The organism is Variovorax sp. Root411, assembly GCF_001425205.1.
Classification (GTDB): Bacteria; Pseudomonadota; Gammaproteobacteria; order Burkholderiales; family Burkholderiaceae_C; genus Variovorax.
Map to the genome: position 1 here is coordinate 1 of NZ_LMDW01000015.1, position 22,075 is coordinate 22,075.

A 22,075-nucleotide genomic window follows, 5' to 3' on the forward strand; every position below is an offset into this window, starting at 1 on the left:
GTGCACAGGGCGTCGGGTGCTCCCCGCAGCGAAATAAAGGAGGAGCGAAGCGGGGGACATTCGCGGAGGGGAGTACCCGGCGGCCTGTGCACGCGCCCCGAACAAGAGGCGCCCAAGCCCCCCCCCCCAAGAACAGCGTCAGGCCTTGCGAGGCTTCACGCGCGAGGCGGCTTCCTTGGCCAGCACGCGGGCCGTGTCGGTGTCGGCCGCGTGCACCAGCGCCACGCCCATGCGGCGCTTGGCGAAGCTCTCGGGCTTGCCGAACAGGCGCACGTCGCTGCCGGGCACCTGCAGGGCCTCGGCCACGCCGTCGAAGGCGATGCCGGTGGCGTCCACGCCGCCGTAGATCACGGCGCTGGCGCCCGGGCTCTTGAGCGAAGTGTCGACCGGCAGGCCGAGGATGGCGCGCGCATGCAGCTCGAACTCGTTCTGCCACTGGGTGGCCATGGTGACCATTCCGGTGTCGTGCGGACGGGGGCTGACCTCGCTGAACCAGACTTCGTCGCCTTTCACGAACAGCTCCACGCCGAACAGGCCCTGCCCGCCGAGGTCGGCCGTGACGGCCTGCGCGATCTGCTGCGCCTTCTGCAGCGCGGCGGGCGCCATGGGGTGCGGCTGCCAGCTTTCCACGTAGTCACCACTCACCTGCACGTGGCCGATGGGGTCGCAGAACTTGGTTTCCACGGCGCCTGCGGCATCTCTGGCGCGCACGGTCAGCAGCGTGATCTCGTAGTCGAAGTCGATGAAGCCCTCGACGATCACGCGGCCGTGGCTCACGCGGCCGCCGGCCATGGCGTAGTCCCAGGCCTTCTGCACGCCGGCGGGGCCGTCGATCTTGCTCTGGCCCTTGCCGGAGCTGCTCATCACGGGCTTGACGATGCACGGATACCCGATGCCCCCGTCGATGGCCGCCTGCAGCTCGGCCAGCGAGTCGCAGAACTTGTAGGGGCTGGTGGGCACGCCCAGCGTCTCGGCGGCCAGGCGGCGGATGCCTTCGCGGTCCATGGTCAGGCGGGCGGCGCGCGCGGTGGGAATCACGCGCACCACGCCCGCGTCTTCGAGCTGCTGGAGCATCGGCGTGGCGATGGCCTCGATCTCGGGCACCACCAGCGTGGGCTTCTCGGCCTCGATCAGCGCCTTGAGCTGCGCGGGGTCGCTCATGGTGATGGTGCGCGCGTGGTGGGCCACCTGCTGGCCGGGCGCGTTCTCATAGCGGTCGACCGCGATGGTCTCGACGCCGAGGCGCTGCAGGGCGATCAGCACCTCCTTGCCGAGTTCGCCGGAGCCGAGAAGCATCACGCGGGTTGCCGAGGGGGAAAGGGGAGTGCCGAGGGTGGTCATGGTCGGAGGTCGAAAGAGCGGGGGAAGAGCGAAAAAAGCAACCGCCGCACTGTAAGCCACCCACGAAGCCCGGGTGTCACACGCGGCAACGGCCCGGCCTGGGGGCTGATTCACAATCGATGGTTTCGCCGTGGCGCCCGCCCCGTGCATCCCCTTTTTTTGTTTCCTCAAGGAGTTCTCTCATGGCTATCCAGACTGTCGGCATCATCGGCGCCGGAACGATGGGCAACGGCATCGCGCAGGCCTGCGCGGTGGCCGGCGTGAACGTGGTGATGGTCGATATCGCCCAGGCGGCGGTCGACAAGGGCCTGGCCACGGTGTCGGGCAGCCTCGACCGCCTGATCAAGAAAGAGAAGCTCACCGCCGAGCAAAAGACCGCCGCGCTGGCGCTCATCAAGGGCTCGACCAACTACGACGACCTGAAGAGCGCGCAGCTGGTCATCGAGGCGGCCACCGAGAACCACGCGCTCAAGCTCAAGATCCTCAAGCAGGTCGACGACATGCTGGCACCCGAGGTGATCATCGCCTCGAACACCTCGTCGATCTCGATCACCCAGCTCGCGGCCGCCACCTCGCGCCCCGACCGCTTCATCGGCATGCACTTCTTCAACCCGGTGCCGATGATGGCGCTGGTGGAGCTGATCCGCGGCTACCTCACGAGCGACGCCACGCACGACGCGGTGAAGGCACTGGCCGAGCGCCTGGGCAAGTCGCCCATCACCGTGAAAAACGCGCCGGGCTTCGTGGTCAACCGCATCCTGGTGCCGATGATCAACGAGGCCTTCTTCGTGCTGGCCGAAGGCATCGCCACGGCGGAAGACATCGACGCCGGCATGAAGCTGGGGTGCAATCAGCCGATCGGGCCGCTGGCGCTGGCCGACATGATCGGCCTGGACGTGTGCCTGGCGGTGATGGAGGTGTACCTCGAGCAGTTCGGCGACTCCAAGTACCGCCCCTGCCCGCTGCTGAAGGAAATGGTCGCCGCGGGCCAGCTCGGCCGCAAGACCGGTCGCGGCGTGTACACCTACTGAGCTGCAGAGCCATAACAACAACACGGAGACAAGACCGATGACTGCGACCCCCACCACCCCGCCAGCCGAGGGCTGCATCGACACCGAGGTGCTCGGCCACGTGCTGCTGATCGGCATCAACCGCCCTGCCAAGCGCAACGGCTGGACGCCGCCGATGTTCAGGCAGCTCGCCGAGGCCTACACCCGGCTCGGCGACGACCCCAACCTGCGCGTGGGCGTGCTGCATGCCTTCGGCGACCACTTCACGGCAGGCCTCGACCTGCCGGCGGTGGCCGAGTACATGAAGCGTGGCGAGAAGGCGGTCCCGCAGGGCCTGGTCGAGCCGCACGACTTCGGGCTCGAAGGCTACCGCCGCCGCACCAAGCCGATGGTGGCTGCCGTGAAGGGCATCTGCTTCACGGTCGGCATCGAGCTGATGCTGGGCGCCGACATCGTGGTGGCGGCCGACGACTGCCGCTTCTCGCAGATGGAAGTGCAGCGCGGCATCATGGCCACGGGCGGCGCCACGCTGCGTATGGCCGAGCGCGCCGGCCTGGGCAACGCGATGCTGCACCTGCTCACGGCCGACGAGTTCGACAGCGCCGAGGCCTATCGCCTCAACTTCGTGCAGAAGGTGGTGCCGGCCGGCCAGGAGCTCGACGCGGCGCTAGCCATTGCGCAGCGCATCGCCGCCCAGGCGCCGCTGGCGGTGGTGGCCACGCGGCTCAACGTGCTGAAGGCCATCGAGCACGGGCCGCTGGCCGCGGTGTCGGAGTTCATCGAGACGCAGAAGCGCCTGTCGAACAGCGAGGACGCCGCCGAGGGCGTGCGCTCTTTCGTCGAACGCCGGCCGGCGCGCTTCAGCGGCCGTTGATCACCTTCACCGACCTCACCATGTCCCTTTTCATTCGCACGACGCTTGCCGCCGCCCTGCTCGCAGTGAACACCACCTCCGCCCAGACACCCGCGCCCGCCGCGCTGCCCGACCCCGCGGCCACCTCGGTCGACGCGCTGGGCTGGATGAAAGGCTTCCCGCCCGCGCCCGACAAGCTCATCACCTTCGACAACCCGGCCGGTGGCGTGTTTCCGCGCACGCGCTGGAGCTTCTCGCACGTGCGCGAGACCGTGCCCACGGCCAACGTGTGGCGCGGCAGCGGCGCGGCGAGCCCGCTGCCGGCGGCCACGCCGCGCTTCGACATCGAGGCGGTCACTTTCAAGCCCCTGGGCAGCGACCAGACGCTCAACTTCGCCCAGATGATCGCCGGCACCTACACCGACGGCATCCTCGTGATGCACCGCGGCAAGGTGGTCTACGAGAAGTACTTCGGCGCGCTCGCGCCCGAGCGCCCGCACATCGCGATGTCGGTCACCAAGTCCTTCGTGGGCACGCTGGCGGCCATCCTCGCGGACGAAGGCAAGCTCGACCCGGCCGCGCCCGTCACCAAGTACCTCCCCGAACTCAAGGACACGGCGTACGGCGACGCCACCGTGCGCCAGGTGATGGACATGACCGTCGGCGTGCACTACTCCGAGAACTACGCCGACCCGAAGGCCGAGATCTGGGACTACGCCCGTGCCGGCGGCATGCTCACGCAGGGCCAGAACTACGCCGGCCCCAAGTCGTTCTACGAATTCCTCGTCACGCTGAAGAAGGAAAGCGAGCACGGCGATGCCTTCGCCTACAAGACGGTCAACGCCGAGGTGCTCGCCTGGATCCTTCGCCGCGCCAGCAACCAGTCACTGGCCGACCTGCTGAGCGAGAAGATCTGGCGGCGCATCGGCGCCGAGCAGGACGCGTACTTCATGGTCGACCGCATCGGCACCGAGTCGGGCGGCGGCGGCCTCAACACCGTGCTGCGCGACCTGGCCCGCTTCGGCGAGACCATGCGCAACGGCGGGCGCGCCTCCAACGGGCAGCAGGCCATTCCGAAGGCGGTGGTGGAAGACATCCAGCGCGGCGGCGACCCGGCGAAGTTCGTGAAGGCCGGCTATCCGCTGCTCAAGGGCTGGTCGTACCGCGACATGTGGTGGGTGTCGCACAACCCGCACGGCGCGTACATGGCGCGCGGCATCCACGGCCAGAGCATCTACGTGGACCCGAAGGCCGAGATGGTGATCGTGCGCTACGCGGCGCACCCGGTGGCCGCCAACGGCGGGAACGATCCGCTGACCCTGCCCGCGTTCCAGGCGATGAGCGAAGCGCTGATGCGCCCCTGAGCCGGCTTCTTTCTTCCTATGCGGCGGCCCGCTCGCGGGCAATCACGAGCAGCCCGTCCATGATCAGGCTCTCGACCAGCTCGAAGTGCCCGTTCATCACGGGCGCCATCTTCCAGCCCGCGCCGCCGGTCATGTAGCAGGCCGGGTCGGCGCCGCAATGCGAGCGCACGTGCTGCACCATGCGCTCGACCGCGCCGGCGATGGCGTAGGTGCCGCCGCTGGTCAGCGCATCGCTGGTGTTGGTGGGGAATTCGCGCACCTCGCCGGTCGGCACGTGCAGCCCGGCCGTGCCCGACTCCAGCGCGCGCAGCATGATGCCGTGGCCCGGCAGGATCAGGCCGCCGAGGAACCTGCCGTCCGCGTCGATCGCCTCGACGGTCACTGCCGTGCCGATCATCACCACCACCATCGGCCGCGGCGGCTGCCCCGGCCTTGCGGCCAGCATGCGGTGGCGCGCGCCGATCATCGCCACGAAGCGGTCGGCGCCCAGGCGCGTCGGATGGTCGTAGCCGTTCACGATGCCGGCCTCGCCCGCGCTGGACATCACCCAGCGCGGCGCGCAGTCGAAACGCTCGACGATCTGTTCCTCGGCACGCCGGCGCACCGCGTCCCCGGCCACCACGCAGCCCAGCATGGAACCGGGCGCCGGCAGGTCGGCCCAGGGGCCGTCGGCCAGCCGTTCGATGTGGTCGAGGAATTCGGCGCCGTGCGCCTGCAACTCGGCGCCGGGGCGGGCCGAGTCGTAGAGCGCCCATTTGAGGCGGGTGTTGCCGATGTCGATGGCGAGGAAGGGGGATGGCATGCGCGGGATTATTGCGACTTTGCTGTTATTCCTGCTCGCGGGCCTCGCACACGCGGCATGGGACTACGCGGGCGAACCCCGCCGCGCCGCTAAATTGACGGGTCCATCCACCAACCACGGCACAAGGAGAACACCATGGGTTTGCTCAGTTTCATCAAGGAGGCGGGTGAAAAACTGTTCGGCGGCTCGTCGGCCAACGCCGCCACGCCCGACGCCAACCAGGCCGCCGCTGCGGCCATCAAGACCTACATCGAAACGCAGAACCTGGGCCTTACCGGGCTCGAGGTGACCTACGCGGCGAGCAGCGGCGTGGTCACCCTCGCGGGCCAGGCGCCTTCGCAGGAGGCCAGCGAAAAAGCCTCGCTGGCCGCGGGCAACGTGGCGAACGTGACGAGCGTCGAGAACAACCTCGTCGCCCCGGCCGCGCCACCCGCGCAGTACCACGACGTGGTCAGAGGCGACACGCTCTCGGCCATCTCGAAGAAATACTACGGCGATGCGAACAAGTACAACGCGATCTTCGAGGCGAACAAGCCGATGCTGAGCAATCCGGACAAGATTTATCCGGGGCAGAAGCTGCGCATTCCACCGCTCTGAAGCGACGCTCGAAGCGGACAGTCTCTAGGGGCCCGCCGAGAAATCGGTGGGCCTTTTTGCTTCTTTCGGGGGGCGTGCGAATGACACCGGGTACTCCCCTCCGCGAATGTCCCCCGCCTTCGGCTCCTCCTTTATTTCGCTGCGGGGAGCACCCGGTGCCATTCGCCTCACGCCGATGGGGTGCCTTGCGCAGCGAAATAAAGGAGGAGCCCGAAGGGCGGGGGACATTCGCGGAGCAAGGTACCCCGTCGGCGTGATCGTGCCCGGAACGACTCAGTTCTGCTTCCAAGGCAGCCCGTGCTTGCGCCAGCCGCCGATGAGCCCACGATGCCCCTGCTCGTCCGGATTCCCCTCGAAGCCTTCGAGGATGTTGTAAGCCTCCGCGCCCAGTTCGGTCGCGCGCTTGGCGGCCGCGATGGAGCGCACGCCGCTGCGGCATAGCAGCACCAGCTTCTTCCTGCCTTCGACGGCGGCGCGGATGCCGTCGTCGAAGGCGGGGTTCATCGCCATGCCCGGCCACTGCTTCCAGGCCAGCGGCACGGCGCCGGGCACGTAGCCGACCCATTCACGCTCGGCGTCGGTGCGCACGTCGACCAGCACGGCCTCGCCGCTGGCCATCCATTGCGCGGCCTGCTCGGGCGTCACGTCGCCGGCATAGCCCTTTTTCTCTATGGACTCGGTCATTTCCTTGCTTCCTTTTTTGCGATGCGGTTTTCAATCACCGGAATTCTTCACCAGTTCGTGAAAACCCTGTTTGTCGCGCTTTCTTGCGCGCCAAAGATGCGGCTTGGGCCTGCCGAACATAGCGACAAGACTGCGGGCAGGGTTTCTTCGTCATCAGAACTTGTTTGGAGAGAGACAACATGACAGACAGCAAATCACCCCGCCGCCGCAGCCTTCTCAAGGGTGCGGCCGTGGCCGCAGGCGCCATGTCGGCGCCGATGGTCAGCATGGCCCAGACCACTTCCCTGCGCTTCCAGAGCACCTGGCCGGCCAAGGACATCTTCCACGAGTACGCCAACGACTTCGCCAAGAAGGTCAATGACATGGCCGGCGGGCGCCTCAAGATCGAGGTGCTGCCCTCGGGCGCCGTGGTGCCCGCGTTCCAGCTGCTCGAAGCGGTGAACAAGGGCACGCTCGACGGCGGCCACGGCGTGGTGGCCTACCACTACGGCAAGAATTCGGCGCTCGCGCTGTGGGGATCGGGCCCGGGCTTCGGCATGGACGCCAACACCGTGCTGGCCTGGCACAACTACGGCGGCGGCAAGGCCCTGCTCGACGAGATCTACAAGAGCCTGAACATGGAAGTGGTGTCGTACCTCTACGGCCCGATGCCCACGCAGCCGCTGGGCTGGTTCAAGAAGCCGGTGGCCAAGGTGGAAGACATGAAGGGCCTGAAGTTCCGCACCGTCGGGCTGGCGGTCGACATGTTCACCGAGATGGGCACGGCGGTGAACCCGTTGCCCGGCAGCGAGATCGTGCCCGCGCTGGACCGCGGGCTGATCGATGCGGCCGAGTTCAACAACGCGTCGAGCGACCGCGTGCTCGGCTTCCCGGATGTGGTGAAGAACTGCATGCTGCAGAGCTTCCACCAGTCGGGCGAGCAGTTCGAGGTGCTGTTCAACAAGGGCAAGTACAGCGCACTGTCGCAGGAGCTGCGCTCGATCATCGACTACGCGGTGCAGGCCGCGAGCGCCGACATGAGCTGGAAGGCCGTGCAGCGCAACTCGCAGGACTATGCCGACATGAAGAAGGCCGGCATCAAGTTCTACAAGACGCCCGACGCGGTGCTGCGCGCGCAGCTTGCTGCGTGGGACAAGACGGTGGAGAAGAAGTCCGGAGAAAACCCGCTGTTCAAGAAGGTGCTGGAGTCGCAGCGCACATTCGCCGAGCGCGCGCTGCAGTGGCAGAACGACTACAGCGTCGATTTCAAGATGGCCTACAACCACTACTTCGGCAAGAAGAAGAGCTGACCCCCAGGCTTCGCGCACTTCGTGTCGCTTCTCCTTCCCCCTTCCAGGGGGCAACACCGGTGGCCCGGCAAAGCCGGTTCCACGGTGTTCCACGAATGGGCCTCTTTCATGCTCTTGCTGTCATGACCATCCAACGCTTCCTCCACGCCGTCGACCGGTTCAGCATGGTCGTGGGCAAGACCTTCTCGTGGCTCATCGTGGCGCTGATGCTGCTGGTGTGCGGCGAAGTGTTCAAGCGCTATGCGCTCAACGCGCCCACCGCCTGGATCTTCGACGCCAACAACATGCTCTACGGCACGCTCTTCATGATGGGCGGCGCCTACACGCTCTCGCAGGCGGGCCACGTGCGCGGCGACTTCCTCTACGGCAGCATGAAGCCGCGCACGCAGGCCGCGCTCGACCTCGTGCTGTTCGTGCTGTTCTTCCTGCCCGGCGTGGTGGCGCTCACCTGGTCGGGCTGGACCTATTTCGGCGAATCGCTGGCGATGCGCGAGCAGACTTTCAACGCCGACCCGATTCCGGTCTATCCGTTCAAGTTCGTGATCCCCGTGGCCGGCGCGGTGCTGCTGCTGCAGGGCATCGCGGAAATGGTGCGCTGCGTGCTGTGCCTGAAGACCGGCGCATGGACGCCGCGCCTGAAAGACGCGGAAGAGATGGACGTGGTCGGCCAGCAGCTCGCGGGCAGCACCTATGTCGACGAGGCCGCCAAGCGCGAGGTGATCGACAAGGCCAAGGCCATCGAACAGGCCGCGCAGCAGCGCAAGAGCGATTCGACGGGAGGCAGCGTATGAGCCCCCGCCCGGCCGCTCCAAAGAGGGCTCTCACCGCAGCGCGTCGCGCGGAGGTTACGGAATGAGCGAACCCGCACTCGGCCTTTCGATGCTCGGCCTGATCGTGGTCGTGATCATGCTGGGCTTCCCCACGGCATTCACGCTGATGGGGCTGGGCATGTTCTTCGGCTTCATCGCTTTCTACGATCCCGCCTCGCACTGGCTGGACAACAAGGTCTTCGACCTGATGGTGCAGCGCGCCTTCGGCGCCATGACCAACGAGACGCTGCTGTCTATTCCGCTGTTCGTGCTGATGGGCTACGTGATGGAGCGCGGCGCGCTGGTCGACAAGATGTTCCACAGCGTGCAGCTCGCGTTCCGCCGCGTGCCGGGCTCGCTGGCCGTGACCACGCTGATCGTCTGCACCTTCTGGGGCATCGCGAGCGGGCTGGTCGGCGCGGTGGTGGTGCTGATGGGCGTGATCGCGATGCGGCCGATGCTCAATGCGGGCTACGACACGCGGCTGGCGGCCGGCGTGATCACCGCGGGCGGCACGCTCGGCATTCTCATTCCGCCCTCGGTGATGATCATCGTGTACGCGGCTGTGGCCGGGCAGTCGGTGGTGAAGCTCTATGCGGCCGCGATGTTCCCGGGTTTCTTCCTCGCGTTTCTCTACCTGCTCTACGTGATCGGCTGGGCCATGCTGCAGCCGAAGGTAGCGCCGAAGCTGCCGCCCGACCGGCAGCGCGCACCGGTCACGCCGTGGGTCGCGCACATCGCGGCCAGTTATTCGCCGCGCATGCTGCCGGCGCTGTTCGCGGCCGTGGTATCGCCCGCGCGTGCCATGCACGGCGCGGCGCAGGGCGTGCGCATCACGTGGTGGCTGCTGCTGCGCAGCCTGCTGAATGCGCTGGTGCCGCTGGCGCTCGCGGCCGCAACGCTGGGCGCGGTCTGGTGGTACGTGACGATCTACTCGCAGAAGGACGACAACACGCCGGTCGCGCAGCAGCAGGCGACGCAGAAGACCGCGGCGGCGCACCCCGAGGCTGCGTCAGCGTCTTCCTCCGGCACCGGGCTCGCCGAGCCGCCGACGTCCGATGAACCGAAGGAGTCCGCATCGGAAGGCGGCCTGCAGGAGCCCCCTGGCGGTGTCGAGGAACCACCCGGCAGCGAAGCCGCTTCGGCCCCACCGGCTGCGGAGGGCGGCCTGCAGCAGCTCGGCGAGGCCGTCGATGCGCCAAAGATCGCCGCGGTGCCCGAGGCCTTCTACACAGGCTTCCTGCTCGCCAGCCTCTTCACGATCGCGCTGCTCGCGTGGTACTACTGGCGCATGGACGCGGAGCAGTTCGAGATCCTGCGCATGCTGGTGTCGTCGGTGATGCCGCTGGCCACGCTCACGCTGGTGGTGCTGGGCGTGATTTTGTTCGGCATCACGACCGCCACCGAGTCCGCGGCGGTCGGTGCGGCCGGCGCCTTCCTGATGGCGTGGCAAGCCGGCACGCTGGACTTCAAGAAGACCAAGGAGGCGGTGTTCCTCACGCTCAAGACCACGTCGATGGTCTGCTGGCTGTTCGTGGGCTCGGCGCTGTTCTCGGCGGTGTTCGCGCTGCTGGGCGGCCAGCGCATCATCGAGGAATGGGTGCTGGGCATGAACCTCAGCCCGCTGCAGTTCCTGCTGCTGTCGCAGGCGATCATCTTCGTGCTGGGCTGGCCGCTGGAATGGACCGAGATCATCGTGATCTTCGTGCCCATCTTCCTGCCGCTGCTCGCGCACTTCCAGATCGATCCGCTGCTGTTCGGCGTGCTGGTGTTCGTGAACCTGCAGGCGGCTTTCCTTTCGCCGCCGGTGGCGATGTCGGCCTTCTACCTGAAGGGAGTTTCGCCCTCGCACGTGACGCTCAACCAGATCTTCGCGGGGATGATGCCGTACATGCTGATCGTCATCCTGTGCATGGTGTTCATGTACATCTGGCCGGGGCTGACGCTGTGGCTGCCGCAGTATCTGTACGGCTGATGGCGCTCAGGCTGCGCCTGAAGCCGGGCGCAGCGCGCGGCGGAGCTCGATCAGTTCGAACAGGTCCATGCCCAGCAGCATGGCGCCCACGAAGACCACGGCCTTGAACTCGCCCGTGCCGAGCGAGACCAGCGCGGGGCCGGGACAGAAGCCCGCCACGCCCCAGCCAACGCCGAACAGCAGGCTGCCGCCGACGAGGCGGCGATCGATACGTCGCGCGGTGGGCAGCATGATCGGCGCGCCGAGCAGCGACAGCTTGCGCCGGCGCGCGAACAGGAAGGCGACGGCGCTCACCGCCACCGCCCCGCCCATCACGAATGCGAGCGAGGGGTCCCAGGCGCCGGCAAGGTCGAGAAAACCGAGCACCTTGGCCGGATTGGCCATGCCGGAGACGATGAGGCCGAGCCCGAAGACCAGGCCGACGAGCAGGGAGGCGATGACGGTCGGCATGAGGGCGAATCGCTCCTTCGTCACAGGTTCAACAGATGATGCGCCACGAACACCGTGGCGAATCCGGCGGCCATGAAAACCCCGGTGGCGGCCAGCGAACGCGGCGACAGCCGCGCCACGCCGCACACGCCGTGGCCGCTGGTGCAACCCGCGCCGTAGCGCGTGCCCACGCCCACCAGCAGGCCGGCCAGCACGAGCGCGCCGTGGCCGGCATCGATCCGCGCAGCAGGCAGCACGGCGAACAGCCCGTAGGCGGCGGGCGCAGCGACCAGCCCGAGCACGAAGGCCGCGCGCCAGGCCGCATCGCCTTTCACGGGTCGCAGCAAGCCGCCCAGCACGCCGCTGATGCCCGCGATGCGCCCGTTGAGCAGCACGAACATCGCCGCGGCGATGCCGATGAGAACGCCGCCGGCCAGCGCGGTCCATGGCGTGAAATGGAGCCAGTCGATGGCGGGCATCTTCAGCTTTCCTTCGGGCAGTAGAGGCGGTAGAGCACCGCGAGGATGTCGAGCAGGGCGGCGTCGGCCACGCTGTAGTGGATGTTCTTTCCCTCGCGGCGGGTGCTGACCACGCCTTCCGCGCGCAGCACCGAGAGTTGCTGTGACAAGGTGGGCTGGCGGATGCCCAGCGCGCTTTCGAGGTCGCTCACGCACATCTCGCCCTGCGAGAGCTGGCACAGCAGCAGCAGCCGGTCTTCGTTGGCCAGCAGCTTGAGCACCCCGACCGCCTGGCGGGCACCGCCGCGCAGCACTTCGGGATCGATGACGAGGGTGGAAGCCTTCATGGAGGGCAATTTCAGTTAGTTCGCCAATATTATATCAATTCATATAATATCAGCAGCTTGACTGAAGGAGTGCCCATGACGACGACCGCAGCGCCCCGCCGCACCACCACCCAGGCATTCTTCGATCCCGTGACGGGCACGGTGTCCTACGTGATCTGGGATCACGCCACGAAGCACGCCGCGATCATCGATCCGGTGCTGGCGTACGACTTCAAGTCCGGCCACACCAGCACCGCCCCCGCCGACCGCCTGCTGACCTATGTGCGCGCGCAGGCGCTGCAGGTCGACTGGATCCTTGAGACCCACGCGCATGCCGACCACCTCTCGGGCGCGCGCCATGTGCAGTCGCAGGCCGGCGGGCGCATCGCCATCGGCGAGCACATCCGCACGGTGCAGGCCACCTTTCGCACGCTCTACAACCTGGAGCGCGACTTCCTGCCCGACGGCAGCCAGTTCGACCATCTCTTCAAGGACGGCGAGTCCTTCCGCATCGGCGACGCCGAGGCGGTCGCGCTCCTGGTGCCCGGCCACACGCCAGCCGACATGGCGTACCTCGTGGACGGCACGGTCTTCGTCGGCGACACGCTCTTCATGCCCGACCTGGGCAGCGCGCGCGCCGATTTTCCGGGCGGCGATGCGCGCCAGCTCTACCGCTCGATGCACCGGCTGCTCGCCCTGCCGCCCGAGACGACCATCTATGTCTGCCACGACTATCCGCCCGCCACGCGCGAGCCCCGCTGGCAGAGCAGCGTCGCGGAACAGCGCGCCCACAACATCCACGTGCGCGACGGCATCGGCGAAGAAGAATTCGTGCGCATGCGCACCGCGCGCGACGCCACGCTCGACGTGCCGACGCTGATCCTGCCGTCGATGCAGGTCAACGTGCGCGCCGGGCGATTTCCGCCGCCCGACGACAACGGGGTGGCCTACCTGCGCATTCCGCTGAACGCCCTTCCGGTCCGTCGAGGCGCCGCCGCCCCGGAGTGAAGGCTCAGCGCCGCCGCTCCACGTACGGCCGCGCCTGCAGCAGCACGATGCGGTCGCCCATGGTGGCCCACTCGATGTCCTGGTCCGCCGCATTGAAGGTGCGCTTCACGGCTGCGCCCACGTTCGCCAGCCGCACCACCAGTTCATCGGTCAGCACGCTGCGCCCGGCTTCCACCGGCACTTCCTTCACCCCGCCGTCCTTGTCGAGCTGCAGCGACGTTTCTTCGGCCGAACGGCTCAACACCTGGATGGCCTTCGACCAGCTCGAATACATCACCTGCTCCGCCACCCGCTGCCCCTCGACCACGCGAATGCCGATGCCGCGCTTGGCCGAGATGTAGGTGACGTGCGGATGCCCCGCGTCGAACGGGTCGCGCGTGATCATCACGCCGGCGTTGGTCGAGTCGATGGCGGTCTGCACGAACACCCCCATCAGCACCGATTCGGCGCCGAAGCCTGCGGCGCTGCGTGCCTCCCAGGCCTCGGGGTTGAAGACCGAGGCCCAGACCTTCTTCACCGCGACCTCGAGCGCATCGCCGGTCTTGACGTTGGGCACCGTGGTGTAGAGCCCCGCGCCGCTGAAGCCGGGCAGGTCTTCGGAGTTGGACGAGCTGCGCACGAACACGCCGCCGCCGCCCAGTTGCGACTGCCACGCGGCGCGCCATGCGGCGGCGGTGGCGGCATCGACAGGCCATTGCACGATCTCTTCGCGCAGCTGCGCCAGCGCCTTCTGCCGGGCCTTCGGATCGCTCGCGAAGCCCGGCTGCTGCTGCATGCGCGCGATGCGTTCGGCCAGGCCGTTGGCGCGCATGAAGCGGTCGTAGTGCGCAAACGGAATGCAGAAGCCGTCGGGCACCGACGTGCCCGGAATGTGCGCGGCCAGCATGGCGCCGAGGTTCGCGGCCTTGGTGCCGCATTGCGCGTTGTTGCGCGCGCGCAGCGAGGCCAACGGCAACAGACGGGTTTCGTGCAGGTCGGGCCTGATGGCGCGCGCGCTACCGGGCGTCGCGCCGGTGGCGGCGGTGCGCACGGTGCGCGGCGGCAGGGCGGCGATCTCTTCGGGCGCGAGGCGGCGCACCTGGTAGCCCGAGGCCGCCACCTTCAGCGCCACCCACTGGCCCGCGTGCGCCTTCAGCACCGTGGCGGCATCGCGCACGTAGGCGTTCGGAATTCCCCAGCCCTTGGCCAGCAGGTTGACGTGCGACAGCGCGGTCGACGGCCGCTCGGTCAGCACGCCGGCCACCGGCGGCAGGCTGATCGGCACCTGCCGCAGCACGGCGATATCGTCGGGCAACAGCGCGTTGATGCCCGATTCGTCGTCCACGATGCGCACGCGGCCGGTGGCGGTGCCGAGGTTCATCGGCAGAAAAGGCTGCTCGCGGATCAGCGCCTCCTGGCTCACGAAGTCGATGCCGACTTCCTTCGCCACGCGCTCGTGCAGCGTGGAGTTGGTCTTGAACTTCACGGGCGCGAAGAAGCTGGCCTTGACCTGCGCATCGGCCTGCCGCAGCAGCGGCACAGTGAGCCGGTCGCCCTCCCAGAACTCGTAGGTGAAGGTGCCGATGTTCTGTTGCCAGCTCAGCGTGCCGAACAGGAAGCGGCGGTCGGGCACGAGGTAGTTGCGGTCGATCTCGCGCTTGATCGTGTTCGGCACGAGCCGGGTGTCGCGCAGGAAGCGCACGTGCAGCTGGTAGCGCGGCGTGTCGATGTAGTACGTGCGCGCCGGCTTCGCCTGCCGGTCGATGGCGAACAGCACGTGCGCGAGCTGCATCGGCGTGCCGGCGTCGTAGACGCGCGCCAGCTGGTCGAAGTCGCCCTGGCTGCGCAGCGCAGGCAAAGACGAGGGTACCGCCGGGCGTGGCGCGAGCTGCGCGGCCGGGCCTTCGGGCAGCGGCTGGTTCTGCTGCTGGTAGTAGGAGGGCTTGCGCGCCAGCTGGGCCGCGGCGGGCATGGCCGCCAGAACCATGGCGAGCGCTGCGCACAGCGCGATCAAGCTATCGGTTTCGGAGCGCATGGCGCCCGTGGGGCGTGCGCGATCCTGGTTTTTCATGGAGATTTCTTCCTTACAGCCGGTTTCCGAATGCACGCGCGCTTCACCAAGCAGCGGGTTGGCGATGACAGCGGCAGCGGATTCTCGCGCGTTACAAATTCAGCGCTTTCGCATCGTCCCAACGACTGGGGAGAACACGCCATGAACCCATCCGCCATTTCCATGCATTCCGCCACGCTGCGCCGCTGGCTGCTCGGCCTGGCCATGCTGTGCGTCGGCCTCGCGGCCAGCGCCCAGCAGGACCCGCCGGGCCGCGTGGCCCGTCTCAACTTCCACCAAGGCACCATCAGCTTCGCGCCGGCCGGCGACGACAGCTGGTACGACGCGCAGCCCAACCGCCCCATCACCACCGGCGACCGCCTCTGGACCGACCGCAACGCCCGCGCCGAGGTGTACATCGGCTCGGCAGCCCTGCGGCTCGACGGGCAGACGCACGTGGAGTTCTCCGAACTCGACGACGACACGGCGCGCATCACCTCGAACCAGGGCAACCTGCAGCTGCGCGTGCGCGACGAGCTGGCAGGCCAGCGCGTCGAGATCGACACCGGCAACCTCGCCGTGGTGATCGACGCGCCGGGCGAATACCGCATCGCCTCCGATCCGGCCGCCGGCACCACCTGGGTGGCCGTGGCCTCGGGCCGCGCCACGCTCTACGGCGAGAACGGCCAATCGCAGTCGCTGGGCGCGCGCCAGCAGCTCACCGTGTCGGGCCGCGACCTCTCCGCCGTGGGCGGTGCGCCGTCGCAGGCTGGCGGCTTCGACGCCTGGGTGGCCGAGCGCAACCGCCTCGAGGACCAGTCGGTCTCGGCGCGCTATGTGTCGCGCGAGGTGGTCGGCTACCAGCAACTCGACAACTACGGCGACTGGCAGAACGACGCCACGTACGGCGACGTCTGGTTCCCGCGCAACGTCGATGCCGACTGGGCGCCGTACCGCGACGGCCAGTGGGTCAACGTCGCGCCGTGGGGCCTGACCTGGGTCGATGCCGCGCCGTGGGGCTTCGCGCCCTTCCACTACGGCCGCTGGGCGCGCGTGGGTCCGCGCTGGGGCTGGGTGCCGGGGCGCACGAGCGGCCGGCCGGTGTATTCGCCGGCACTGGTCGGCTTCGTGGGCGGCGGCGGCGCAAACGCGGGCGTCCAGATCGGCAACGGCCGCAGCGGCGTGGGCTGGTTCCCGCTGGCCCCGGGCGAGCAATGGCGCCCCGGCTACCACGCGAGCCAGCGCTATGTGGACCAGGTGAACCGCATGGCCATCTACAACCGGACAGGCGGGCCGCGCAACGACTTCTATGCCAACCAGCAGATGCCGGGCGCCGTGACCGTGCTGCCCGCCGACCGCTTCGGCCGCGGCCCCTTCGGCCGGCGCGACCTCGTGCGGCTGCCGGACGACCGCTTTGCGCGCGTGCCGGTGGCCCCCACGCCGGGCGTCGCGATCAACGGCTTCGGCGGCGGCTTCGGCCGGCCCGCCGCAGTGGTCCCGCCGGCTGCGGCGCTGATGGCGCGGCAGCAGCAGATCCAGCTCCAGCAGGCGCAGCAACAGCAATTGATGCAGCAGCGCGCGGCACAGGCCACGCAGCAGCAACAACATCAGCAGCAGTCGGAATGGCAGCGCCAGCAGGACTGGCGTCAACAACAGGATGGGCGAGCGCAACAGGATTGGCGCCAGCGCGGCGAGCAGGAGCGTTGGCAACAACAACAGCAACAACAACAGGCGCTGCGCCAGCAGCAGGAAATGCAGCAGCGCGCGGCGCAGGCGCAAGCCCAGCAGCAGCAACAGCAACAGCAGCTTCAACAACAGCAGTTGCAGCAACAGCGCGCGGCCCAGCAACAGCAGCAGCAGCTTCGCCAGCAACAGGAAATGCAATTGCGTGCCGCGCAGGCGCAGCAGCAGGCGCAAGCCCAGCTGCAGGCCCAGCAGAACGCGATGCGCCAGGCACAGGAGGCCCAGTTGCGCGCGATCCAGCAGCAGCGCGGCATCGCGCCAGCACCGCAGCAGCCGCAGCCGCCAGGCCAGCAGCGCAGCGACGATCCGCGCAGGCTCTGGACCTCGCCCGACTCGCGCTGAACGCCAGCCGCCGCGCAAGTCCCGCCGGAAGCGCTTCCTTCGGCCCGCCGCTACAGTCGGCGGCCAAGGAGCCTTTCATGCCCACATTCGACTTCGATCTCTTCGTCATCGGCGGCGGCAGCGGCGGCGTTCGCGCCGCGCGCATGGCGGCGCAGACGGGCGCCCGCGTCGGGCTGGCCGAGGCCGCCGAACTCGGCGGCACCTGCGTCAACGTGGGCTGCATCCCGAAAAAGCTCTACAGCTATGCGGCCGGCTACGCCGAATCGTTCGAAGAAGCCGCGGGCTACGGATGGAAGCTGCCCCAGGCGCCGCAGTTCGACTGGGCGCACCTGAAGTCGCAACGCGCCAGGGAGATCACGCGGCTCAACGGCATCTATGCCTCGCTGCTGAAGAACTCGGGCGTCACGCTCATCGCCGGCTGGGCGCAGCTGGCCGACGCCCATACGGTGGAAGTCGACGGCAAGCGCCACACCGCGCGGCACCTGCTGGTGGCCACCGGCGGCACGCCCTACGTGCCCGACATTCCGGGCCGCGAACACGTCGTGAGCTCCGACGCGATGTTCGACCTCGACCCCTTCCCCAAGCGCCTGCTGGTGGTGGGCGGCGGCTACATCGCGTGCGAGTTCGCATCGATCTTCAACGGCCTCGGCGCTCAGGTCACGCAGTTGCACCGCCGCGCGCACCTGCTCACCGGCTTCGACGACGACGTGCGGCAGTTTCTTGCGAACGAGATGGGCAAGGCCGGCGTCGACGTGCGGCTGAACTGCGAAGCCGCATCGGTCACGCGCGGGCCGCACGGGCTTGCCGTCACGCTGGCGCGCGGCCAGCAGATCGAGGCCGACACGGTGCTCTTCGCCACCGGTCGCGTGCCCAACACGCAGGGGCTCGGTCTCGAGGCGGCGGGCGTGAAGCTCGACGAGCGCGGCGCCATCGCGGTCGATGCGCACTACCGCAGCTCGGTGCCGTCGATCCATGCGGTGGGCGATGTATCGACGCGCGTGCAACTCACGCCGGTGGCGCTGGCCGAGGCGATGGTGGTGGTCGACGAACTCTTCGGCAAGGGCAAGCGCCGGCTCGACTACGAGTTCATTCCCACGGCCGTGTTCACGCACCCGAACATCGGCACCTGCGGCTACACCGAACTCGAAGCGCGCGCGAAGTTCGGCGAGGTCGCGGTGTTCTCGAGCGAGTTCAAATCGCTGCGCCACACGCTGTCGGGCCGCAGCGAGCGCACGTTCATGAAGCTGGTGGTCGAGAAGGCCACCGACCGCGTCGTCGGCCTGCACATGGTGGGCGCGGACGCGGGCGAAGTCGTGCAGGGCTTCGCGGTGGCGATGCGCGCCGGCGCGACGAAGGCGCTGTTCGACAGCACCATCGGCATACACCCGACCGCGGCCGAAGAGTTCGTGACGATGCGCGAGCCCATGCCAGGCTAGCGCTGCTTGCCTTCGAGCAGCTTCACCATCACGAACAGCACGCGGTTCGCCGGCGTGGGCACGCCGAGCGCCTCGCCGCGACGCACGACCAGGCCGTTGAGGTGGTCGATCTCGCTGAGCTTGCCGCGCGCGAGATCCTGCGCGGTGGACGAGTACTGCGAGGGCATGGTCTGCGCGATGCCGCGCACGGCGGCGTCGGTGTCGCCGGGCACCACGACGCCCTCGGCTTTTGCGACAGCGAGGCATTCGGCCACCACGTCGCGGATCACCTCGGCCACGCCCGTGCCTTTCACGAGCACGCCGTACGGCAGCTGCGTGACGGCCGACAGCGCGTTGTAGGCACAGTTGAGGATCAGCTTGGCCCACAGCGAGCCGCGCACGTTGTCGGAGATCTGCGTGGGCACGCCTGCGGCGGCCAGATGCCGAGCAACCTGTTCGCTCATGCGCGAGGGCGCAATCACCAGCTCGCCGCGCCCGTGGTGCTTCACGTGGCCCGGCCCCGCCATCTCTGTCGCCACGTAGACCACGGCCGCCGCCACCTCGTTCGACGGCAGCACCGGGCGCACGCGCTCGTCGTTGTCGACGCCGTTCTGCAATGTGAGCACCAGCGCGCCGGGAGAGAGGTGCGGCTTGATCTGCGCGGCGGCCGATTCGCTGTCGGTGGACTTCACGCAGAACAGAACGAGGTCGGCGCCGTGCACCGCGCTGGCTTCGGTGCTGGCTGCCACCTTCACGAATTCGTCGAAGGCCTTGGTCTCCAGCCGAAGCCCGCTGGCGTTGACGGCCTCCACATGCGAAGGCCGCCCGATCAGCACCACCTCGTGTCCGGCGCGCGCCAGCATGGCGCCGTAGTAGCACCCGACTGCGCCGGCGCCCATGATTGCGACTTTCATTGCATCACCCTTCGCGGTTGTTCCTGTGAGCCGCCGAGGTTAATGGTTCGGTGCCGGGCGCGGCCGACCGGCCGGCCATGCCCGCGCTGAAGGCCGTACCTTGGACAGGAACGCCGCGGCACGTGTGCTGTCATCATCGGACAGATGCATGTCGACACATCTTTCCCCCGCTCCCCCTCGGCCGCCAGCGGCACCGCACAGGCCACGCCAGTGGAGAGCCTGCGCGTGTGCGTGGTGGGCACGGGCTACGTGGGCCTGGTGTCGGGCGCCTGCCTCGCGACCTTCGGCCACACGGTGTGCTGCGTCGACACCGACGCCGCGCGCCTCGCGCAACTCGCGGCCGGCCAGGCGCCGTTCCACGAACCCGGACTGCAGGCATTGCTCGCCCAGGGGCTGGAGCGCCTGCGCTTTTCGCCACACGCCGCCGAAGCCGCCGCCGACGCCGAGGTGGTGATCGTGGCGGTCGGCACGCCGCTCGCGCACGACGGCGTGGGCACCGACCTGTCGCAATTGCTCGCGGCCGTGCAGGCGGTGGCCCCCGCCCTGCCGGCCTCGGCGGTGCTGGTGCTCAAATCGACCTCCCCCGTGGGCACGGGCGATGCCGTGGCCACCCTGCTGCGCGAGCTGCGCCCGGAGGCGGACATCGCGGTCGCCTGCAACCCCGAGTTTCTGCGCGAGGGCCATGCCATCTCGGACTTCTGCCACCCCGACCGCATCGTCTTCGGCACCGACAGCGCGCATGCCGAGGCGGTGCTGCGCCGGCTTCACGCGGCGCAGTTGCAAGCCGGCGTGCCGGTGGTGGCCACCACGCGGCGCACAGCCGAACTCGTCAAGTACGCGGCGAATGCCTTCCTGGCGACCAAGCTGGCATTCATCAACGAGATCGCCGACCTCTGCGAGTGCCTGGACACCCAGGTGGAAGACGTGGCGCTCGGCATCGGGCTCGACCCGCGCATCGGCGCGCAGTACCTGCGGCCCGGCCCGGGCTACGGCGGCTCCTGCCTGCCCAAGGACCTCGTCGCGCTGGCGGGCACCGCACGCGCGCACGGCATGCCGCTGGCCATCGTGGAAGCCGTGGCCCAGCTCAACGAGGACCGCAAGGTGCGCATGCAGCGCAAAATCACCGAGGCCTGCGGCGGCGACGTGCGGAGCCGTGCGATCGCGTTGCTGGGCGCGGCCTTCAAGCCCGACACCGACGACGTTCGTGCCTCGCCGGCGCTCTCGCTGGCCGCCGCGCTGCTGGCCGCGGGCGCGACGGTGCGGCTGTCGGACCCGAAGGCGCTCGAACGCGCGCGCACCGTGCTGCCCGGCGCGGCGTTCTTCGCCGACCCCGTCGAATGCGCCGCGGGCTGCGACGCCGTGGTGATCGCGACCGAGTGGCCCGTCTACGCCCAGCTCGACCTGCACCGGCTGCGCGCCGGCATGCGCGGGGCGGTGCTGATCGACCTGCGCAACCTCCATGCGCCCGCCGCCGCCCGCGCCGCGGGCTTCACCTATGTCGGACTGGGCCGCGGCAAGGGCGGCCTCGGCGAAACGGCCACCTTGACGCGTACCCCATGAACCCCGCTGCCGAACAACCCCGCACCTGCGTCTACACCATCCTCGTGGGCGACTACGAACCCCTGAACGAGCAGCCGGTGGCGGCGCGCTCGTCGCTGCCCTTCCTGTGCCTGACGGACGACCCGGCACTGACCAGCGACACCTGGCAGGTGGTGCAGGTGCCCACCGTGTTCGGCATGGACCCGGTGCGCAGCCAGCGCATGCTGAAGATCTGCCCGCACGAGGTGGAGGCGCTGCGCGGCTTCGACCGTTCGCTCTACGTGGACAACTCGGTGATCCTGCGCGAGACGCCCGAAGAGGTGATCGCGCGCCACCCGCACGGCTCGGGCATGGGGTTGCCGCTGCACAGCTACCGCGACAGCGTGCTGGACGAGTTCATCGAGGTGGCGCGACTGGGCCTGGACGATTCCGGGCGCATCTTCGAGCAGCTCAACCACTACCTGGGCGAAGACGATCCCGCGCTGGCCGAGCCGCCGCACTGGACGGCCATTCTGCTGCGCGACCACCGCCATCCGAAGGTGCGCGACGCGATGTCGCGCTGGCTGGCGCACGTGCTGCGCTATTCGCGGCGCGACCAGCTCTCGTTCAATACGGCGGTGCGCGCGGCGGGGTTCGCGCCCGACGCCTGGCCGCTCGACAACCGGCAGTCGTGGTTTCACACCTGGCCGCACACTGCACAGCGCCGGCATCTGGGCGGCATGCGCCATCCGGTCAATTCGGCCATGCCCTGGCAGGCAAGGCTGCGCGAACTGCAGGGCCAGCTCGAGACGGCGCGCACGGAAACCGACAGGCTGCGTGCCGACCTGCAGGGCGCGGGCGCGCACGCGGCCGACCTGGCGCACCGCCTCCAGTCGGCCGAGGCGGCAGCCGTCGCCCGCGACACGCAGGAACGGCAGCAGGCCGAGGTACATGCCGCCGTGGCAGCCCGATGGCAGGAAGAGAGCAGCGCCCTGAAGGCCGAATTGGCCGGTGCGCGGCACCGCGCCGAGCAGTTGCAGCGCGAGGCCGAAACGGCGCACGGCGGCACCGCTGCCGTATTGGCCGCCGTACGCGCGAGCACCAGCTGGCGCGTGACGGCGCCACTGCGCCGCCTGAAGCGTTGGCTGAGGTGAAACCGGCGCGGCCGC

At 68.7% G+C, this 22,075-nt stretch carries 20 protein-coding genes; 12 read left to right on the top strand and 8 right to left on the bottom strand.

The features are described 5' to 3' along the window. Window positions 1-138 precede the first annotated feature (138 nt). The gene (purT, locus tag ASC92_RS14090) at window positions 139-1,341 is read right to left on the bottom strand and encodes a formate-dependent phosphoribosylglycinamide formyltransferase (protein ID WP_056516458.1); all 1,203 of its coding nucleotides are present in this window, start codon (window positions 1,339-1,341) and stop codon (window positions 139-141) included. A 182-nt stretch (window positions 1,342-1,523) separates the two neighbouring features. Between purT and ASC92_RS14095 the strand changes: the two genes are divergently transcribed. From ASC92_RS14095 to ASC92_RS14105, 3 genes are read left to right on the top strand one after another with little or no spacing between them, the layout of a single operon-like run. Beyond that, window positions 1,524-2,372: a 3-hydroxybutyryl-CoA dehydrogenase gene (locus ASC92_RS14095; RefSeq protein ID WP_056516461.1), complete on the top strand. Its 849-nt coding sequence runs from the start codon at window positions 1,524-1,526 to the stop codon at window positions 2,370-2,372. 37 nt (window positions 2,373-2,409) lie between these two features. Then, complete coding sequence (locus tag ASC92_RS14100) at window positions 2,410-3,225, top strand: crotonase/enoyl-CoA hydratase family protein (RefSeq protein ID WP_056516464.1); 816 nt, start codon at window positions 2,410-2,412, stop codon at window positions 3,223-3,225. A gap of 20 nt (window positions 3,226-3,245) precedes the next feature. Further along, entirely contained in the window at window positions 3,246-4,568 is a 1,323-nt protein-coding gene (locus ASC92_RS14105; RefSeq protein WP_056517776.1) for a serine hydrolase domain-containing protein, read from the top strand. 16 nt (window positions 4,569-4,584) lie between these two features. On the opposite strand, the gene ASC92_RS14110 is transcribed toward ASC92_RS14105, so the two are convergent. Further along, complete coding sequence (locus tag ASC92_RS14110; RefSeq protein WP_056516467.1) at window positions 4,585-5,370, bottom strand: type III pantothenate kinase; 786 nt, start codon at window positions 5,368-5,370, stop codon at window positions 4,585-4,587. 135 nt (window positions 5,371-5,505) lie between these two features. Here ASC92_RS14110 and lysM point away from each other — a divergent pair, with 135 nt between their 5' ends. Beyond that, complete coding sequence (gene lysM, locus ASC92_RS14115; RefSeq protein ID WP_056516470.1) at window positions 5,506-5,967, top strand: peptidoglycan-binding protein LysM; 462 nt, start codon at window positions 5,506-5,508, stop codon at window positions 5,965-5,967. A gap of 273 nt (window positions 5,968-6,240) precedes the next feature. On the opposite strand, the gene ASC92_RS14120 is transcribed toward lysM, so the two are convergent. Next, window positions 6,241-6,651: a rhodanese-like domain-containing protein gene (locus tag ASC92_RS14120; protein WP_056516475.1), complete on the bottom strand. Its 411-nt coding sequence runs from the start codon at window positions 6,649-6,651 to the stop codon at window positions 6,241-6,243. A gap of 179 nt (window positions 6,652-6,830) precedes the next feature. On the opposite strand from ASC92_RS14120, the gene ASC92_RS14125 reads away from it, so the two are divergent. The 3 genes from ASC92_RS14125 to ASC92_RS14135 all read left to right on the top strand — a co-directional run bounded on the left by ASC92_RS14125 (window position 6,831) and on the right by ASC92_RS14135 (window position 10,724). After that, on the top strand, window positions 6,831-7,940 hold the full coding sequence (locus ASC92_RS14125; protein ID WP_056516478.1) for a TRAP transporter substrate-binding protein: 1,110 nt from the start codon (window positions 6,831-6,833) through the stop codon (window positions 7,938-7,940). A gap of 122 nt (window positions 7,941-8,062) precedes the next feature. Beyond that, on the top strand, window positions 8,063-8,731 hold the full coding sequence (locus ASC92_RS14130; RefSeq protein WP_056516481.1) for a TRAP transporter small permease subunit: 669 nt from the start codon (window positions 8,063-8,065) through the stop codon (window positions 8,729-8,731). A gap of 61 nt (window positions 8,732-8,792) precedes the next feature. Continuing rightward, complete coding sequence (locus tag ASC92_RS14135; RefSeq protein ID WP_056516483.1) at window positions 8,793-10,724, top strand: TRAP transporter large permease; 1,932 nt, start codon at window positions 8,793-8,795, stop codon at window positions 10,722-10,724. Between the two features lie 6 nt (window positions 10,725-10,730). Here ASC92_RS14135 and ASC92_RS14140 read toward each other — a convergent pair whose 3' ends face one another. The 3 genes from ASC92_RS14140 to ASC92_RS14150 are packed head-to-tail and all read right to left on the bottom strand — an operon-like array spanning window position 10,731 to window position 11,958. Beyond that, window positions 10,731-11,174 carry a YeeE/YedE family protein gene (locus ASC92_RS14140; RefSeq protein WP_056516486.1) on the bottom strand — a complete coding sequence of 148 codons (444 nt, stop codon included), beginning with the start codon at window positions 11,172-11,174 and terminating at the stop codon, window positions 10,731-10,733. Between the two features lie 20 nt (window positions 11,175-11,194). Then, complete coding sequence (locus ASC92_RS14145; RefSeq protein WP_056516489.1) at window positions 11,195-11,632, bottom strand: YeeE/YedE family protein; 438 nt, start codon at window positions 11,630-11,632, stop codon at window positions 11,195-11,197. 2 nt (window positions 11,633-11,634) lie between these two features. Then, window positions 11,635-11,958 (bottom strand): ArsR/SmtB family transcription factor, encoded by a 324-nt coding sequence (locus tag ASC92_RS14150; protein WP_056516492.1) that lies wholly within the window; start codon window positions 11,956-11,958, stop codon window positions 11,635-11,637. Between the two features lie 75 nt (window positions 11,959-12,033). Here ASC92_RS14150 and ASC92_RS14155 point away from each other — a divergent pair, with 75 nt between their 5' ends. Next, complete coding sequence (locus ASC92_RS14155) at window positions 12,034-12,945, top strand: MBL fold metallo-hydrolase (RefSeq protein ID WP_056516494.1); 912 nt, start codon at window positions 12,034-12,036, stop codon at window positions 12,943-12,945. Between the two features lie 4 nt (window positions 12,946-12,949). Here ASC92_RS14155 and ASC92_RS14160 read toward each other — a convergent pair whose 3' ends face one another. Next, window positions 12,950-14,995: a PEP/pyruvate-binding domain-containing protein gene (locus tag ASC92_RS14160; protein WP_056516497.1), complete on the bottom strand. Its 2,046-nt coding sequence runs from the start codon at window positions 14,993-14,995 to the stop codon at window positions 12,950-12,952. Between the two features lie 141 nt (window positions 14,996-15,136). Between ASC92_RS14160 and ASC92_RS14165 the strand changes: the two genes are divergently transcribed. Both ASC92_RS14165 and gorA read left to right on the top strand, forming a co-directional pair. Beyond that, the gene (locus ASC92_RS14165; RefSeq protein ID WP_056517779.1) at window positions 15,137-17,059 is read left to right on the top strand and encodes a DUF6600 domain-containing protein; all 1,923 of its coding nucleotides are present in this window, start codon (window positions 15,137-15,139) and stop codon (window positions 17,057-17,059) included. A 77-nt stretch (window positions 17,060-17,136) separates the two neighbouring features. Beyond that, window positions 17,137-18,495: a glutathione-disulfide reductase gene (gorA, locus tag ASC92_RS14170; RefSeq protein WP_056516500.1), complete on the top strand. Its 1,359-nt coding sequence runs from the start codon at window positions 17,137-17,139 to the stop codon at window positions 18,493-18,495. On the opposite strand, the gene ASC92_RS14175 is transcribed toward gorA, so the two are convergent. Further along, window positions 18,492-19,388, bottom strand: a complete 897-nt coding sequence (locus ASC92_RS14175; RefSeq protein ID WP_056516503.1) for a ketopantoate reductase family protein — start codon at window positions 19,386-19,388, stop codon at window positions 18,492-18,494. The two genes, gorA and ASC92_RS14175, sit on opposite strands and share 4 nt — an antisense overlap. A gap of 144 nt (window positions 19,389-19,532) precedes the next feature. Here ASC92_RS14175 and ASC92_RS14180 point away from each other — a divergent pair, with 144 nt between their 5' ends. Beyond that, a complete protein-coding gene (locus ASC92_RS14180) occupies window positions 19,533-20,948 on the top strand; it encodes a UDP-glucose dehydrogenase family protein (protein WP_200935986.1) in 1,416 nt (471 codons plus the stop codon). Beyond that, on the top strand, window positions 20,945-22,060 hold the full coding sequence (locus tag ASC92_RS14185) for a hypothetical protein (protein ID WP_056516506.1): 1,116 nt from the start codon (window positions 20,945-20,947) through the stop codon (window positions 22,058-22,060). Before ASC92_RS14180 ends, ASC92_RS14185 begins: the two co-directional genes overlap by 4 nt. Window positions 22,061-22,075: the final 15 nt, after the last annotated feature.

Excerpts from the sequence above, each read along its gene's own strand:
- purT (WP_056516458.1), bottom strand. The coding sequence starts at position 1,341 with ATGACCACCCTCGGCACTCCCCTTTCCCCCTCGGCAACCCGCGTGATG.
- ASC92_RS14095 (WP_056516461.1), top strand. The coding sequence starts at position 1,524 with ATGGCTATCCAGACTGTCGGCATCATCGGCGCCGGAACGATGGGCAAC.
- ASC92_RS14100 (WP_056516464.1), top strand. The coding sequence starts at position 2,410 with ATGACTGCGACCCCCACCACCCCGCCAGCCGAGGGCTGCATCGACACC.
- ASC92_RS14105 (WP_056517776.1), top strand. The coding sequence starts at position 3,246 with ATGTCCCTTTTCATTCGCACGACGCTTGCCGCCGCCCTGCTCGCAGTG.
- ASC92_RS14110 (WP_056516467.1), bottom strand. The coding sequence starts at position 5,370 with ATGCCATCCCCCTTCCTCGCCATCGACATCGGCAACACCCGCCTCAAA.
- lysM (WP_056516470.1), top strand. The coding sequence starts at position 5,506 with ATGGGTTTGCTCAGTTTCATCAAGGAGGCGGGTGAAAAACTGTTCGGC.
- ASC92_RS14120 (WP_056516475.1), bottom strand. The coding sequence starts at position 6,651 with ATGACCGAGTCCATAGAGAAAAAGGGCTATGCCGGCGACGTGACGCCC.
- ASC92_RS14125 (WP_056516478.1), top strand. The coding sequence starts at position 6,831 with ATGACAGACAGCAAATCACCCCGCCGCCGCAGCCTTCTCAAGGGTGCG.
- ASC92_RS14130 (WP_056516481.1), top strand. The coding sequence starts at position 8,063 with ATGACCATCCAACGCTTCCTCCACGCCGTCGACCGGTTCAGCATGGTC.
- ASC92_RS14135 (WP_056516483.1), top strand. The coding sequence starts at position 8,793 with ATGAGCGAACCCGCACTCGGCCTTTCGATGCTCGGCCTGATCGTGGTC.
- ASC92_RS14140 (WP_056516486.1), bottom strand. The coding sequence starts at position 11,174 with ATGCCGACCGTCATCGCCTCCCTGCTCGTCGGCCTGGTCTTCGGGCTC.
- ASC92_RS14145 (WP_056516489.1), bottom strand. The coding sequence starts at position 11,632 with ATGCCCGCCATCGACTGGCTCCATTTCACGCCATGGACCGCGCTGGCC.
- ASC92_RS14150 (WP_056516492.1), bottom strand. The coding sequence starts at position 11,958 with ATGAAGGCTTCCACCCTCGTCATCGATCCCGAAGTGCTGCGCGGCGGT.
- ASC92_RS14155 (WP_056516494.1), top strand. The coding sequence starts at position 12,034 with ATGACGACGACCGCAGCGCCCCGCCGCACCACCACCCAGGCATTCTTC.
- ASC92_RS14160 (WP_056516497.1), bottom strand. The coding sequence starts at position 14,995 with ATGAAAAACCAGGATCGCGCACGCCCCACGGGCGCCATGCGCTCCGAA.
- ASC92_RS14165 (WP_056517779.1), top strand. The coding sequence starts at position 15,137 with ATGAACCCATCCGCCATTTCCATGCATTCCGCCACGCTGCGCCGCTGG.
- gorA (WP_056516500.1), top strand. The coding sequence starts at position 17,137 with ATGCCCACATTCGACTTCGATCTCTTCGTCATCGGCGGCGGCAGCGGC.
- ASC92_RS14175 (WP_056516503.1), bottom strand. The coding sequence starts at position 19,388 with ATGAAAGTCGCAATCATGGGCGCCGGCGCAGTCGGGTGCTACTACGGC.
- ASC92_RS14180 (WP_200935986.1), top strand. The coding sequence starts at position 19,533 with ATGCATGTCGACACATCTTTCCCCCGCTCCCCCTCGGCCGCCAGCGGC.
- ASC92_RS14185 (WP_056516506.1), top strand. The coding sequence starts at position 20,945 with ATGAACCCCGCTGCCGAACAACCCCGCACCTGCGTCTACACCATCCTC.